Here is a 14,272-nt window from a genome sequence, read left to right as displayed (position 1 = left end):
CAGAGAGTCATACCAGAGCGCCGTAGATGGTCAATAGCGCCACCACCACCACAATCACCCGCGTCACCTTTTTGGCTAACGTCACTGCCGCGACCGGCGTTGCTAAAGGATCGATGCGAGGTTCACGCGCCAGAGAAAATTGCGCCAGCTGAGTGAGCACCCAATACTGGGTACTATGAAAATCCAATAAGGCGGCAAACCAGGCAGGCAACGCTTTTTCACCGTGTCCCAGCAGCGCATAAGCCGCCCCTGCCAACCGCACGGGGACCCAGTCCAGCCAATGTAGCAACGTATCCACGCCAGAATTAGCGCGTTCCAGTGGCGTATGGTCGCGGGCAAGCATTGTTTGACGCGCCCTCAGGCAGGCATAACCGACTAACGCAATGGGGCCGTATGGTCCGGCGACCACAAACCAAAACAACGGAGCCAGGTAATAACGGAAATTAATCCACAATAGTGCGTTCTGTAATTCCTTGAGCCTTTCCGATTCATTAGCATCCACTGGTAAACCATGAATCAGCGCTAACTCAGCAGACATCTGACGTTCCGCATCCGCTTCACCCCGTTGAGCCGCTTGCAAATAACGGTGATAGTGTAGCCTCACTTCGCCCGCCCCCACGCAGAGCAAACCAACAGTGACCCAAAGCATCAGCATCGGCAGACCAAATAACCAGCCGCTGACCAGCCACATCAGCAGCGCGGTCATGGCCATACCCGCCGCGGTCAAAAACAGAGTTTGTATCAAGGATGGTGCAGACAAATGCCGCAGTCTCACCGCGAAATGGTGATCCAACTGCCAATGCTCACCCTGTTTGAACACACGTTCCCATCCCAAAACCAGCAACAATGTAAACAGCGTCATTAATTTGGACTCCCTTTGTCACTCGCTATTCCTGCGCTAAATGTCGGTATCGATCCCAGTCGAAAGCAGGACCGGGATCGGTTTTACGACCTGGAGCAATATCGCTGTGACCGCAAATTCGATTCGGCGTAATCGGATAAGCCAGACATAAAAGCCGCGTCACCAACGCCAACTGGCCGTATTGCTCATCCGAGAAAGGGAGCGTGTCGGTCCCTTCGAGTTCAATGCCGATAGAGAAATCATTGCAGCGCTCGCGATCTTCAAATTTGGAGACGCCCGCATGCCAGGCCCGACGGTCAAAGGGCACATATTGCACGATGCTGCCATCGCGACGAATCAGGCAATGCGCTGAGACTCTCAGATGACTGATCTCGGCAAAAAAAGGATGTTCCGAGGCTTGCAGCCTTCCGGTAAACAATTGATCGATATAAGGACCGCCAAATTTTCCCGGCGGGAGGCTGATATTGTGTATCACCAGCAGAGAAGGAGTATCGCCCTCGGGCCGGTCATCGCAATGAGGGGATGGGATCCGCGCCACATCCGTTAGCCATCCATCTATCAATTCCATCCACCAGCTCCTATTACCTGTTGTTTTATGCAAGATCCTCTGCGCCACGAGCTTCTCACACAGACCAAAGCGTAGCATGTTTCCCCTGCTCGTCATTCACCTGCTATGCGGCTTAACACACCAGTGAAGCCTCCCTTTAGGCCCCACCGTTATCGCTAGCATACCGCTTAGGGCGACTCTCATGCTGCGCCAAATACAGAAATAGGAAGGCGTCAGGCAAAAAAATGGAGGCTGACTGCAATTGTTCAAACAGTTTGCGAAGCGCATTCCGAATGAGTTTATCGGCTATCGCCGAAGTCTATGTCGTCCCTTATGCTGCCGCCATCCGCCACCTCAAGGATTGAAATCATGTTACAGCAAGGGTTTACGCTGATTGAACTGATGGTCGTGATTGTCATCATTGCCATGCTAAGCGCCTTGGGAATTCCCGCCTATCAGGGATACCTGCAAAAAGCAGCGATGACCGACATGCTGCAAACGGCAGCGTCCTACAAAATGGCCGTCGACCTCTGTGGACTAAGCAATGCCGATCTGGCCCTCTGCGATGCGGGCGATCAGGGCATTCCTGTGGGAACAACTACACGTTACATCAGTCAGGTTAGCGTTTCCCAAGGCATCATCACGTTGACAGGACAATCCTCGCTGCAAGGGCTCAGCGTGGTGATTGCACCGACGTTGGAGCCTCAGACAGGATCGTTGAGCTGGACTAAAAACTGCCTGGCGGAAGCCGGGGCCGATATGCTCAAGCAGGCCTGTCTGGATGTTTTCCGTCTGGATGATGCCTCTGATGCGACAGGGTGATCCCATGACGACATCAAGACTCAGCGATGAACTCAAGATATTGTGCCAGCGTTACCGCGCTTTGCTTCTGACCCTAGATGAGCAGTCTATTACCGTTGCTGTCGGCAACGCCCCCGCCGTAGAAATGCTGACAGCACTGAAATTCGCCAGCAATCGCCGGGTACTGATCGAGAAATGGCCTGCCGCAAGACTGGAAAAACAGCTTTCCCCTCCGCCAAGCGCCAGGGAGAAAGCCTCAATCTACCAGCCCACCCCCGAGGTCGAAGAGCAGGAAGACATTCCGGTGGTTAAATTCATCAACGAGACGCTGAGTTCAGCCATTCAGCGAAGGGCCTCGGATATCCATTTTGAACCGATGACGATGCACTGCCGAATACGACTGCGCATTGACGGGGTTTTGCAGGAAGTGCCGTCAGCACCTGACGAACTAACACCCCGACTTATCGCTAGGCTTAAAATCATGGGAAAACTGGATATTGCTGAACGCCGTCTGCCGCAGGACGGCCAGTTCACCCTGCAACTTGATCGGGAATGTTATTCACTACGCATCGCCACACTGCCAATACAGACAGGCGAGAAGGTCGTGCTGCGAGTATTACAAACGCAGCAACAGGCGCTAACACTGGATACGCTAGGGCTTGCCACCGGCGCATTGAAGGCGTTTAAACGAGTTCTACGTCTGCCTCAGGGATTGATTTTAGTGACCGGACCAACGGGGAGCGGTAAAACTTTTACGCTATACAGCGCCATACGCTGGCTTAACACGACCAGCTGTAATATATGCAGCGTGGAAGATCCTGTCGAAATCCCGTTGGAAGGGATCAATCAAACCGCCGTCAGCACGAAAAGTCGATTGGACTTCGGTCGGGTACTGCGAGCGCTACTGCGTCAGGATCCCGACGTCATCATGATAGGAGAAATTCGCGACGCCGAAACGGCAGATATTGCCGTCAAAGCCGCGCAAACCGGCCACTTGGTTCTATCCACGTTGCATACGAACTCAGCCAGCGAGACCATCACGCGGATAAGACACCTTGGCGTCCCCGGTTATCTGCTCGCCTCAGCGCTGAAGCTCATCATCGCACAGCGCCTGGTTCGCAGACTGTGCCCCCACTGTCGCCAGCCCGTGCCTGCGGAAACAGTGTCTTCCCACGCATCCTGGTCAGGCCCTTTGAAACAATGGCGTCCTCAGGGCTGCAACCACTGCTTTTCCGGCTATTACGGCCGTGTAGCGATTTACGATCTGTTAACCCTATCTCCTGCGCTACAGCAAACGCTGGCAGATAACGGAAAAGTGTTATGTGACAACGCACATGCCTGGTACTCCCGATCCAACTCGCTATTTCATGCCGGTCTGGCTTTAGTCAACGAAGGCATTACCTCGTTGGATGAGGTCTATCGAGTAGTCGGAGACGGAATGGAGGAGGAAGACTGAGATGGTGATGCAAAAGTTATACGACTGGCAGGCCTTGAGTGTAAACGGCGAGCTGTGTTGTGGCGAGCTCATCGCGAGCCAACGCCAAGAGGTGTACGACCATCTACTCGAACAGGGTTATCAACCTCTTAATCTCAAAGTCCGCCAATATCTGACCCGCTATGCCTGGCGCGGTGCGCAGCTCGCAGCCGTCATTCACCAACTCGGTTCGCTATTACAGGCGGGGCTTCCGCTGCTGGAATCCTTGAATCTCATGGCGCGGCAGCATGACCAACCGGCGTGGCGATGCGTCTTATTCTCCGTTAGTCGACAGATAGCACAGGGGGTCACGCTGGCAGAGGCGTTTCGGCACTACCCCCATATTTTCCCGCCCATGTATTGCTCGCTGATTGCCGCAGGCGAACTGACCGGCAAGCTGGGCGACTGCTGCCAACGGCTCGCCGCCTATCAGGAAGCGCGTCAGCAATTGGCGCATAAGGTCGCCAAAGCATTACGCTATCCCCTCTTCGTTTCCGCCGCCGTCCTGATCGTGAGCGCGCTGATGGTTACCTTGGTGTTACCCGAGTTTGGTCGACTTTACGCGTCATTCAACGCCCCGCTCCCGCTACTCACACAGACCTTGCTGACCCTCTCGGAGCGGTGCGTACGCTATGGCGCTACGTTCGTCACAACAATTATTGCTCTCGCAGCAGCTTACGGCTGGCTACGCAAAACCTATCCACGCTGGCGCTACAGGGAACAACGCCTGTGGCTCAGAGCGCCGGGTATCGCCACACTGATTCGTGGACGTTGCCTCAGCCAGATTTTCCATACACTGGCAATGACTCATGGTGCAGCGCTACCGCTGCCTGCCGGATTGGAAGCAGCCGCGACGATTGGACATCCGCTTTATCAGAAAGAGTTAAAAGAGATAAAAAGCCTCATCGAGCGCGGCATACCACTTAGTCAGGCGCTAGAACGCTCACCGCTGTTCCCTGCGCCCTGCCCACAGTTAATTAGAGTCGGAGAAGAAACCGGCGCGCTCGAGCACCTGTTTACACAGTTAGCCGATTGGCATGAAAAAAGTACGCAGCAGTTTGCGGACAAGCTGCCTCATACGTTGGAACCATTATTAATGGGCGCGGTGGGAGTGATTGTCGGTACGCTGGTGATAGCGATGTATCTGCCCATATTCCAATTGGGTCATGTACTGACGGGGGCCTAATCCCGTCAGTTAAGAAAGCCAGAGGGTTACCCGTTGAAAATCCGGTTTTCCTGCTCAGCGACACGAATAAACGTTGTTCGTTTGGTCAGCTCTTTCAGGCGTGAAGCGCCGACGTAAGTGCAGGCTGAGCGCAAACCGCCAAGAATATCGCGAATGGTGTATTCCACCGGACCACGTAGCGGAAGCTTGACGGTTTTACCTTCCGCGGCACGATAACCGGCTACGCCGCCAACATGGCGCTCCATGGCAGATGCCGAGCTCATCCCGTAAAACAGCATCATTTTCTGTCCGTTTTCTTCGGCGATGGTTCCTTCACACTCATCGTGTGCCGCCAGCATCCCCCCCAGCATCACAAAATCAGCGCCGCCGCCGAAGGCTTTGGCGACATCGCCCGGCACAGAGCAGCCGCCATCGCTGACAATCTGTCCGCCCAGACCATGCGCGGCATCGGCACATTCAATGACCGCCGACAGCTGCGGATAGCCCACGCCCGTTTTCAACCGGGTGGTACAAACGGAACCTGGACCAATCCCGACCTTAACGATATCCGCCCCCGAAAGAATCAGCTCCTCTACCATCTCGCCAGTAACCACATTGCCTGCACAAATGACTTTGTCAGGACACGCTTCACGCGCTTTTTGTACAAAGGAGACAAAGTGTTCGGAGTAGCCGTTGGCGACATCAATGCAAATAAATTTCAGCGCAGGCGACGAAGCCAAAATCTGCTTCAACTTATTAAAATCGTCGTTTGACGTCCCCGTGGAAACCATAACATGGCGCAATACCTCTTCTGACGACTGCGCGACAAACTGCTGCCACTGTTCAACGGAGTAGTGCTTGTGAACGGCAGTCAGCACGCCGAACGTGGATAATGCCTGAGCCATGCGAAAAGTACCCACCGTATCCATGTTAGCCGCAATCACCGGCACGCCTGACCAACGGCAGCCGGCGTGCATAAAGGTAAAATCGCGTGCTAATTCAACTTCCGATCGACTCTTCAGGGTGGAGCGTTTGGGACGAATGAGAACGTCTTTAAAGCCTAACTTTAAATCTTCTTCAATACGCATAGGAGATGTCCTGGTCAGTGGCGAAGACCGTCAGAGAGACAGTCGGTATGCTTTAAAACCATATCCAGTGAGCTCATCATACGCGCGAATAATCCTGCGGCAAGACTGCGAATTTACCTTTATTTAGGCTAGAATCCCGTAAATTTACCGGTAATTTTGCAGATCGATACCATGGCATACATCGTAGCGCTCACAGGCGGTATCGGCAGCGGCAAAAGCACCGTCGCTGAAGGTTTCGCCCAGCAAGGCATCACCATCATCGATGCAGACATCATCGCCCGTCAGGTCGTAGAGCCTGGAACGGCTGCGTTGTCCGCTATCTCAAAACGCTTCGGCCCCGAGATACTGAACGCCGACGATACGCTTAACCGCTCCGCCCTACGGGCAAAGATTTTTTCCAGCGAACGTGAAAAAGAGTGGCTCAACCAACTGATGCATCCGTTGATCCACGCGGAAACTCAGCGCCAGTTGCTTGCCGCCCCCGGGCCATACGTGATGTGGGTCATTCCCCTGCTGATTGAAAACAGCCTGCAATCGCAGGCGCAACGGGTTCTGGTCGTGGACGTTACCCCGGAAATTCAGCTACAGCGCACGCTGGCGCGAGACGGGGTGTCGCTTCATCAGGCCGAAAAGATCCTGTCTGCGCAAGCTACGCGAGAACAGCGTCTGGCTTATGCCGACGACATCATCGACAATAGCCGCAGCCAGAGCGAACTTGCCCCACAAATTGCCATGCTGCACCAGCGCTATCTTGAGCTGGCGGCATCCGCAAATGACAGGATGACAAAATAATGAGTGACGCTTACTCAACCCTATTATTTGAATATCCGCTGAATGAGAAAACGCGGACGTGGCTACGTCTTGAGTTTTTGCTCCAACAGATGCATGACAACCAGACGCTGGAGCACATCGGTGATGCGCTGAGCTTTTTCCGCGCCGCCACCGACCTGTTGGATGTACTGGAACGCGGCGATGTGCGTCCCGACTTGATGAAGGAACTGGAACGCCAGCAGCAGAAGTTGACGCAGTGGCAGGACGTTCCCGGCGTCGACCAGGCGCGAATCGATGCCTTTCGCCAGCAGCTACGCCAGCAGGCGAGCCAACTGATGGCCGCCCCGCGTATGGGCCAAAGCCTGCGTGAAGATCGTCTTATTGGCATGGTGCGCCAACGGCTCAGCATTCCAGGAGGATGCTGTAATTTCGACTTGCCGACGCTGCATACCTGGTTGCATCAGCCTGTCGAGTACCGAAATCGGCAGGTCAGCGCCTGGCTCGACAGCGTCGCGCCATTTGAACAGACGTTGGGGATGATTCTGGACCTCATCCGCAACTCAGCGATCTTCCGTCCGCAAATCAGCCTGAAAGGCTTCTATCAGGACAATGCAGCCGATGCCGACCTGCTGCGCATACAGATCGCACAGGAGCATCAGCTTTACCCACAAATTTCTGGTCACAAGAGCCGTTATGCGATTCGCTTCATGCCGCTGGACAGCGAGCATGGACAAGTGCCCGACCGCCTGACGTTCGAACTGGCCTGCTGTTAGGAGTTAACACAATGAGCAACGATATCACCACCGTAAAATGTCCGACCTGCGCCAAACCTGTGGTGTGGGGAGAACAAAGTCCTTACCGCCCTTTCTGCAGCAAACGCTGCCAGCTAATCGATCTTGGGGAATGGGCCGAAGAAGAAAAACGTATTCCCAGTAATGAAGCGATTACTGACAGCGAAAACTGGAGCGAAACAAAGTATTAAACGTTGGTGTTACGCCGACTGTTTTAGCCAGCGGATCATCTCCGCATTCGCTGGCGGAAACTCCTCTTCTTTGAGTTCATCGACGGTCAGCCAACGCGACGGCTGACCTTCCCGTCCGTATGGCTCCCCCTGCCAATGCTCCACCAGGAAAAAATGCAGCGTGATGAGCCGATCGCCTGCGGAGAACGTTTTATCCGTGAGCGCTTGAGGATCGCGCGCTTCAATCCCCGTTTCCTCACGCAATTCACGAATTAGCGCCTGTTCGGGCGTCTCTCCCGTTTCAACTTTCCCCCCCGGGAACTCCCATTTACCGGCCATGTGCGAGCCAGCCTGGCGACAGGCGATAAAAAACTGTCGCTGGGCGTTACGAATAATCCCTACCGCGACTGACAAAGGTTTTTGCGTCATAAGCTTTTCCCCAAGTAAAAGGCGGTCAATGACCGCCTTTATTTTTATCGATGATGTGATTCAGCCCTAATGAAGACTAGTTCTGGATACGTCCATGGCACTGTTTGTATTTTTTGCCTGAACCGCAAGGACAAGGATCGTTACGACCGATTTTGCGCTCAGATGAACTACCTGCAGTCGGCGCGGCAGCCGCTTCACTTTGATGGCTCAGTTGCTGCTGGCTTGCCAGACGTTCGGCTTCCTCGCGACGCTGCTGTTCCAACGCTTCAATCTCTTCCGGCATACGGACCTGAACTTTGCTCAGTGTGCTGATGACTTCATATTTCAGCGCTTCCAGCATCGCGGCGAACATGGAGAACGACTCACGTTTGTACTCCTGCTTCGGATCTTTCTGCGCATAGCCGCGCAGATGGATGCCCTGACGCAGATAGTCCATCGCCGCCAGATGCTCTTTCCACAAGGAGTCCAGCGTTTGCAGCATGACGCCTTTTTCGAAATTGCGCATCACATCGACGCCCACGACTTCTTCTTTGCGGGCGTAAACTTCCATCGCCTGCTCGTGGATACGTTCACGCAGCGTTTCTTCATGCAGCTGAGGCTCTTTTTCCAGCCATTCTGCAATCGGCATGTCCAGATCGAAATCGTTTTTCAGACGCTGTTCCAGTCCTTCGATATCCCACATCTCTTCCAGAGACTGCGGCGGAATATGGTTATCGATGGTCGCTTTGAACACATCGTTACGAATGCTGTCGACCGTCTCGCTGATATCGACGGAGTTCAGTAGCTCATTACGCTGAGTATAGATAGCGCGGCGCTGGTCGTTAGCCACATCATCGTATTCCAACAGCTGCTTACGAATATCGAAGTTGCGGTTTTCCACTTTACGCTGTGCATTGGCAATCGCTTGGTCACCCAAGGATGTTCGATTGCTTCGCCTTCCTTCATCCCCAGCTTACGCATCATGTTGGACACGCGGTCAGAGGCGAAGATACGCATCAGAGCATCTTCCATGGAAAGGTAGAAGCGAGAAGAACCGGCATCCCCCTGACGACCGGAACGGCCACGCAGCTGGTTGTCGATACGACGCGATTCATGACGCTCGGTGCCGATAATATGCAAACCGCCCGAAGCCAGCACCGCATCATGGCGCACCTGCCAGTCTGCTTTAATAGCGGCGATCTGCTCATCTGTCGGGGCTTCCAACTGGGCGATTTCAGTTTGCCAGCTGCCGCCCAACACGATATCGGTACCACGACCGGCCATGTTAGTGGCGATGGTCACCGCGCCCGGACGACCGGCCTGTGCGACGATATCCGCTTCCATGGCATGGAACTTGGCGTTAAGCACGTTGTGTTTGACTCCGGCGCGAGTCAGCGCGTCAGAGACCACTTCGGATTTCTCAATCGAGATCGTCCCCACCAGCACCGGCTGACCATTCGCCGTACGCTCTCTGATATCTTCGATAATCGCGTCGATTTTTTCCCGTTCGGTCATGTACACCAGGTCGGGCAAATCTTTACGAATCATCGGACGGTTCGTCGGTACGACAATGGTATCCAGTTTATAGATAGAGCTGAATTCGAAGGCTTCGGTATCCGCCGTCCCCGTCATCCCCGCCAGTTTTTCATACAGGCGGAAGTAGTTCTGGAAGGTGATGGAGGCCAGCGTCTGGTTTTCATTATTGATGGTGACGTGCTCTTTCGCCTCAACAGCCTGATGCAGACCGTCAGACCAGCGACGCCCCTGCATGGTGCGGCCGGTATGTTCATCGACAATGATGACCTCACCGTCTTTAACGATGTAATCAACGTCGCGCGTGAACAGAACATGCGCTCGCAGACCAGCGGTAACGTGGTGCATCAGCATAATGTTGGAAGGCGAGTACAGGGATTCGCCTTCATCCATGATGCCTTCGTTCACCAACAGCTCTTCGATTTTGACCAAGCCGCGTTCTGTCAGGTTAACCTGACGGGATTTTTCATCCACGGAGAAATGACCTTCGCCCTGGAAGGTGTCGGAATCTTCTTTTTCCTGACGGATCAGCGACGGGATGATTTTATTGACGCGGATATACATCTCGGAGCTGTCTTCTGCCGGGCCAGAGATGATCAGCGGGGTACGCGCTTCATCGATCAGAATGGAGTCAACTTCATCCACCAGGGCGTAAAACAGCGGGCGCTGAACGCGCTCTTCCGGGCTGAACGCCATGTTGTCACGCAGGTAGTCGAAACCATATTCGTTGTTGGTACCGTAAGTGATGTCAGCCGCATACGCTTCGCGTTTCGCTGGCGCTGGCATGCCTGGCAGGTTGATCCCTACCGTCAGACCAAGATACTCAAACAACGGACGGTTGTTCTCGGCATCACGCTGCGCCAGATAGTCGTTCACGGTAACAACATGCACGCCGCGGCCGGTCAGACCATTCAGATACGCGGGCAGCGTCGCCGTCAGCGTTTTACCTTCACCGGTACGCATTTCGGCGATGCAGCGTTCATTAAGGACCATCCCGCCCAGCATCTGAACGTCGAAGTGGCGCATACCGAAAACACGTTTACTTGCTTCACGCACGACGGCAAAGGCCTCAGGTAACAGCGCTTCCAGCGTTTCGCCTTTCTTAATGCGCTCACGGAACTCCGGCGTTTTGGCCTTCAGCTCGTCGTCAGACAGCTTTTCCATTGCGGGTTCGAGCTGGGCGATCACATCTACAGTTTTACGCATACGGCGTAAAGTACGGTCGTTACGGCTACCGAAAACTTTGGTTAATAGTTTCACTAACATAATAATTTTAATCTCTACAATGCCACCGTAGTTACCGTGGCATAACATCAGAAAACCAGGCTATCTCACCCGGCTATTGCGCGTGTTAACAGAAAAAAGTGGGGGGTTAGTTAAGCGGTCCGGCGCGTATCCCCATCGTCTTGGCAAGCCAGATGCCAGAATGATGGAATAGCGTAGATACTGCGGAGAAGTACGTCGAGACATCGAGCGCCGGCACCCTGTTTTCCTGGGTCAACAGCGCGTGGAGTGTTTCAATTAGGATTTGATGCTGTGCGGGCGAGGACACAACCGCTTCAGCCACCGTCGAAGGTTGCGGCGCCGTCAGAGCAAACGACAGATGCCGGATAACGGTGCGAATGGCATGCTGATGCCAATAATCAATGCCGACGGATGAACGTCGATGAGCCTCTTTCAATGCCACCAGATCGGTCAGGCTAAAGGCGGAAACGTTATGGCGGCTAATCGCCGAGGTCGACAGCGATGGGGCATTCTGGGATTCGCACAGACTGACGGGCAGACCAAAACCAGCCGCGACCATCCCCAACAGGAGATGCGGCCAAAAATAACGTCTGCCAAATTGTCGCCAACGATTTAGAATACCAATCACAAGTTTACTGTCCGTCGGAGCCTGCGTTATGCGTGATAGTCGTCCACAATCACTAGAGTCTTTTTTTGATAGCGCATCGGAAACCGGAAGCGGTCCGCTGCGAGATATTCAGCAGCGCGCTGCCGCGCTGGTAAAACTTAATCGCGCCGTCTGCGCGCTATTGCCAGCGCAAATGCACCCTTGGTGCCGCGTCGCAAATTATCGCCGCAGTTTGCTAGTACTGGAAACGGCGAACGCCAGTTGGATGATGCGGCTACGTTATGAACAGCCCGCATTACTCTCCGCATTGCGTGCTCAAATACTACCATCATTAGCAGCAATCGACATCCGGATTAATCCTTCGCTGGCAGCTAAAGCACATCAAAATAATAAGCTATCAGACACCACCACCGGCGTTGATGCTAAGGACGTGCCGAAGCAACGCTCGCTGAGTCCGCAGAGTGCAGAAATATTGAATGGATTAGCGGAAAACAGCCCGGAAAGGTTACAGCGGATATTAAAAAGACTGGCTTCACTGGCCGGAGAGAAAACCAGTGATAACCAGTCATAAAAACGACAAGTTGTTGTTCTGACTTGTTAGGCGAGTACCGTCGAAGGCGCTTTGAACGCCAGCGGCATTTCCGCCTCATCTTCAAAGGTCACGTATTCCCACGCTTCCTGTTTCGCCAGCACAGCCTGCAACAGTTTGTTATTCAGCGCATGACCCGACTTGAATGCCGTGAAGGCACCAATGATGTTATGGCCACACATAAACAGGTCGCCGATCGCATCCAGCATTTTGTGACGAACGAATTCATCTTCAAAACGCAGACCGTCATCGTTCAGCACGCGGTAGTCGTCGACGACAATCGCGCAGTCAAAGCTGCCGCCCAGACACAGACCACGGGACTGGAGATATTCAATATCCCGCATGAAGCCGAAGGTCCGCGCACGGCTGATCTGACGGACGAAAGAGTCCGCAGAGAACTCTAACTTGTAGCGCTGTGCGCCAGAGTCGATCGCCGGGTGATTGAAGTCGATGGTGAAGTCCAGGTTGAAACCGTTATAAGGTTTCAGTTCCGCCCACTTGTCGCCATCTTCTACGCGCACGGTATCTTTGATCCGAACGAACTTCTTAGCACAGTTCAGTTCTTCAATGCCGGCGTCCAGCAACAGGTAAACGAACGGACTGGCGCTGCCGTCCATAATAGGGATTTCAGGAGAATCGACTTCGATCATCACGTTGTCGATGCCCAATCCTGCCAGCGCGGCGTTCAGATGCTCCACGGTCGAAATTCGCACGTCATGCTCATTGACCAGGCAAGTACAGAGCATGGTATCACGCACGGATTTGGCATCAGCCGGAAAATCAACCGGTGGATTCAAGTCAGTGCGACGATAGATGACCCCGGTATTTGCCGGTGCAGGACGCATGGTCAGGGTGACTTTTTTGCCGGTATGCAAACCGACCCCTGTCGCCTGTACGATACGTTTTAATGTACGTTGTTTGATCATCGTATTATCTCGCATTTAATCCGAACCAACGGCCTCAGTCTATACCAAGGCCGGCGGCACAGTTTAGCACAAAGAGCGGAGATTCCAACCAAGCGGCCGGTTAATCGGCCTGCTTACGCAGGAACGCCGGGATATCCAGGTAATCCGGCTCTTTATTAGGCTGCGTGTTCTGGTCATTGACGACCTTGGCGGCAGCCGGTTTTTCCTGCGGCAGAGGCGACATGCCATGCTGCTGGTAACGGTGGTCCATTACCGGCTGGCTGCTCTGCTTGTTGGTGACCAGCGTAATTTCCGGACGTTTGTCCATGCCGATACCGGTCGCCACCACGGTGACGCGCAGTTCGTCGTTCATTTCCGGGTCCAGAGACGTACCGATAACCACGGTAGCGTTGTCGGATGCGAAAGCACGGATCGTGTTACCGACCGTTTCGAACTCATCCAGACGCAGGTCGAAGCCCGCCGTGATGTTAACCAGAACACCGCGAGCACCGGACAGGTCGATATCTTCCAGCAACGGGCTGGAGATCGCCATTTCGGCCGCTTCTTCCGCACGGTCTTCGCCACGCGCCACGCCGGAACCCATCATGGCATAGCCCATTTCGGACATTACGGTGCGAACGTCCGCGAAGTCGACGTTCATCAACCCCGGACGGGTAATCAGTTCAGCGATACCCTGAACCGCGCCTTTCAGCACGTCGTTGGCAGCACCGAACGCATCTAGCAGGGAGATACCGCGTCCCAGAACTTTCAGCAATTTGTCGTTCGGGATGGTGATCAGGGAATCCACGTGCTTAGACAGCTCCGCGATACCTTGTTCCGCAAACGCCATGCGTTTTTTGCCTTCGAAGTTAAACGGCTTGGTCACGACGGCAACGGTCAGAATGCCCAGGTCTTTAGCCACTTCGGCTACAACCGGCGCAGCGCCCGTACCCGTACCACCGCCCATACCCGCAGCGATAAACACCATATCGGCGCCTTCGAGAGACGCGCGTAATGCCTCGCGGTCTTCTTCAGCAGAGTTACGGCCGACTTCCGGGTTAGCCCCAGCGCCCAGACCTTTGGTGATACCGCTACCGATCTGGATCGTCTGCCCAACCGCCGTTTTGCGCAGTGCCTGAGCGTCAGTGTTGACCGCAAAGAACTCAACGCCTTCAATGCGTTCACGCACCATATGCTCGACCGCGTTACCGCCGCCGCCACCGACGCCGATGACTTTAATCACCGCGTCGTTGGTCAATTCCATAGGTTCAAACATAGTTTCTCTCCGTCTTGTGCCTGTGTTACTTCGAGATCAA

The 14,272-nt window shown here is 54.2% G+C and carries 14 protein-coding genes and 1 pseudogene; 7 read left to right on the top strand and 8 right to left on the bottom strand.

Going from position 1 to position 14,272, the window contains the following annotated elements; translation table 11 throughout:
• Positions 1-7: 7 nt before the first annotated feature.
• On the bottom strand, positions 8-862 hold the full coding sequence (ampE, locus tag AU509_RS08300; protein WP_085652384.1) for a beta-lactamase regulator AmpE: 855 nt from the start codon (positions 860-862) through the stop codon (positions 8-10).
• 25 nt (positions 863-887) lie between these two features.
• On the bottom strand, positions 888-1,430 hold the full coding sequence (gene ampD, locus AU509_RS08295) for a 1,6-anhydro-N-acetylmuramyl-L-alanine amidase AmpD (RefSeq protein ID WP_085652383.1): 543 nt from the start codon (positions 1,428-1,430) through the stop codon (positions 888-890).
• Between the two features lie 348 nt (positions 1,431-1,778).
• Here ampD and ppdD point away from each other — a divergent pair, with 348 nt between their 5' ends.
• The 3 genes from ppdD to hofC are packed head-to-tail and all read left to right on the top strand — an operon-like array spanning position 1,779 to position 4,870.
• The gene (gene ppdD, locus AU509_RS08290) at positions 1,779-2,231 is read left to right on the top strand and encodes a prepilin peptidase-dependent pilin (protein ID WP_094118113.1); all 453 of its coding nucleotides are present in this window, start codon (positions 1,779-1,781) and stop codon (positions 2,229-2,231) included.
• A 4-nt stretch (positions 2,232-2,235) separates the two neighbouring features.
• Entirely contained in the window at positions 2,236-3,666 is a 1,431-nt protein-coding gene (gspE, locus tag AU509_RS08285; protein WP_094118117.1) for a type II secretion system protein GspE, read from the top strand.
• A gap of 1 nt (position 3,667) precedes the next feature.
• On the top strand, positions 3,668-4,870 hold the full coding sequence (hofC, locus tag AU509_RS08280; RefSeq protein ID WP_094118112.1) for a protein transport protein HofC: 1,203 nt from the start codon (positions 3,668-3,670) through the stop codon (positions 4,868-4,870).
• Positions 4,871-4,896: 26 nt separating this feature from the next.
• On the opposite strand, the gene AU509_RS08275 is transcribed toward hofC, so the two are convergent.
• Positions 4,897-5,937, bottom strand: a complete 1,041-nt coding sequence (locus AU509_RS08275) for a GMP reductase (protein ID WP_094118111.1) — start codon at positions 5,935-5,937, stop codon at positions 4,897-4,899.
• 171 nt (positions 5,938-6,108) lie between these two features.
• On the opposite strand from AU509_RS08275, the gene coaE reads away from it, so the two are divergent.
• From coaE to yacG, 3 genes are read left to right on the top strand one after another with little or no spacing between them, the layout of a single operon-like run.
• Complete coding sequence (gene coaE, locus AU509_RS08270; RefSeq protein ID WP_085652379.1) at positions 6,109-6,729, top strand: dephospho-CoA kinase; 621 nt, start codon at positions 6,109-6,111, stop codon at positions 6,727-6,729.
• Entirely contained in the window at positions 6,729-7,481 is a 753-nt protein-coding gene (gene zapD, locus AU509_RS08265; protein ID WP_094118110.1) for a cell division protein ZapD, read from the top strand. The genes coaE and zapD overlap by 1 nt, the downstream gene beginning before the upstream one ends.
• An 11-nt stretch (positions 7,482-7,492) precedes the next feature.
• Positions 7,493-7,690, top strand: a complete 198-nt coding sequence (gene yacG / locus AU509_RS08260; RefSeq protein ID WP_026739125.1) for a DNA gyrase inhibitor YacG — start codon at positions 7,493-7,495, stop codon at positions 7,688-7,690.
• A gap of 9 nt (positions 7,691-7,699) precedes the next feature.
• Here yacG and mutT read toward each other — a convergent pair whose 3' ends face one another.
• The 3 genes and pseudogenes from mutT to secM form a co-directional block, all read right to left on the bottom strand.
• Positions 7,700-8,098: an 8-oxo-dGTP diphosphatase MutT gene (gene mutT / locus AU509_RS08255; RefSeq protein ID WP_085652377.1), complete on the bottom strand. Its 399-nt coding sequence runs from the start codon at positions 8,096-8,098 to the stop codon at positions 7,700-7,702.
• A gap of 76 nt (positions 8,099-8,174) precedes the next feature.
• A pseudogene (gene secA, locus AU509_RS08250) lies at positions 8,175-10,876 on the bottom strand (preprotein translocase subunit SecA).
• 106 nt (positions 10,877-10,982) lie between these two features.
• Positions 10,983-11,483 (bottom strand): secA translation cis-regulator SecM, encoded by a 501-nt coding sequence (secM, locus tag AU509_RS08245; protein WP_085652376.1) that lies wholly within the window; start codon positions 11,481-11,483, stop codon positions 10,983-10,985.
• Between the two features lie 28 nt (positions 11,484-11,511).
• Here secM and AU509_RS08240 point away from each other — a divergent pair, with 28 nt between their 5' ends.
• Positions 11,512-12,033, top strand: a complete 522-nt coding sequence (locus AU509_RS08240) for a DUF721 domain-containing protein (protein ID WP_085652375.1) — start codon at positions 11,512-11,514, stop codon at positions 12,031-12,033.
• Positions 12,034-12,059: 26 nt separating this feature from the next.
• Here the strand turns inward: AU509_RS08240 and lpxC are convergent, their stop codons facing one another.
• Positions 12,060-12,977: a UDP-3-O-acyl-N-acetylglucosamine deacetylase gene (gene lpxC, locus AU509_RS08235; protein ID WP_074728283.1), complete on the bottom strand. Its 918-nt coding sequence runs from the start codon at positions 12,975-12,977 to the stop codon at positions 12,060-12,062.
• Between the two features lie 100 nt (positions 12,978-13,077).
• Complete coding sequence (ftsZ, locus tag AU509_RS08230; protein ID WP_085652374.1) at positions 13,078-14,232, bottom strand: cell division protein FtsZ; 1,155 nt, start codon at positions 14,230-14,232, stop codon at positions 13,078-13,080.
• Between the last annotated feature and the right edge of the window lie 40 nt (positions 14,233-14,272).

This window comes from Lonsdalea britannica (genome assembly GCF_002111595.1).
Classification (GTDB): Bacteria; Pseudomonadota; Gammaproteobacteria; order Enterobacterales; family Enterobacteriaceae; genus Lonsdalea; species Lonsdalea britannica.
This window is presented reverse-complemented; position numbering and strand designations above follow the sequence as displayed.

Coding starts and splice junctions, on each gene's coding strand:
- ampE (WP_085652384.1), bottom strand. CDS start 862: ATGACGCTGTTTACATTGTTGCTGGTTTTGGGATGGGAACGTGTGTTC.
- ampD (WP_085652383.1), bottom strand. CDS start 1,430: ATGGAATTGATAGATGGATGGCTAACGGATGTGGCGCGGATCCCATCC.
- ppdD (WP_094118113.1), top strand. CDS start 1,779: ATGTTACAGCAAGGGTTTACGCTGATTGAACTGATGGTCGTGATTGTC.
- gspE (WP_094118117.1), top strand. CDS start 2,236: ATGACGACATCAAGACTCAGCGATGAACTCAAGATATTGTGCCAGCGT.
- hofC (WP_094118112.1), top strand. CDS start 3,668: ATGGTGATGCAAAAGTTATACGACTGGCAGGCCTTGAGTGTAAACGGC.
- AU509_RS08275 (WP_094118111.1), bottom strand. CDS start 5,937: ATGCGTATTGAAGAAGATTTAAAGTTAGGCTTTAAAGACGTTCTCATT.
- coaE (WP_085652379.1), top strand. CDS start 6,109: ATGGCATACATCGTAGCGCTCACAGGCGGTATCGGCAGCGGCAAAAGC.
- zapD (WP_094118110.1), top strand. CDS start 6,729: ATGAGTGACGCTTACTCAACCCTATTATTTGAATATCCGCTGAATGAG.
- yacG (WP_026739125.1), top strand. CDS start 7,493: ATGAGCAACGATATCACCACCGTAAAATGTCCGACCTGCGCCAAACCT.
- mutT (WP_085652377.1), bottom strand. CDS start 8,098: ATGACGCAAAAACCTTTGTCAGTCGCGGTAGGGATTATTCGTAACGCC.
- AU509_RS08240 (WP_085652375.1), top strand. CDS start 11,512: ATGCGTGATAGTCGTCCACAATCACTAGAGTCTTTTTTTGATAGCGCA.
- lpxC (WP_074728283.1), bottom strand. CDS start 12,977: ATGATCAAACAACGTACATTAAAACGTATCGTACAGGCGACAGGGGTC.
- ftsZ (WP_085652374.1), bottom strand. CDS start 14,232: ATGTTTGAACCTATGGAATTGACCAACGACGCGGTGATTAAAGTCATC.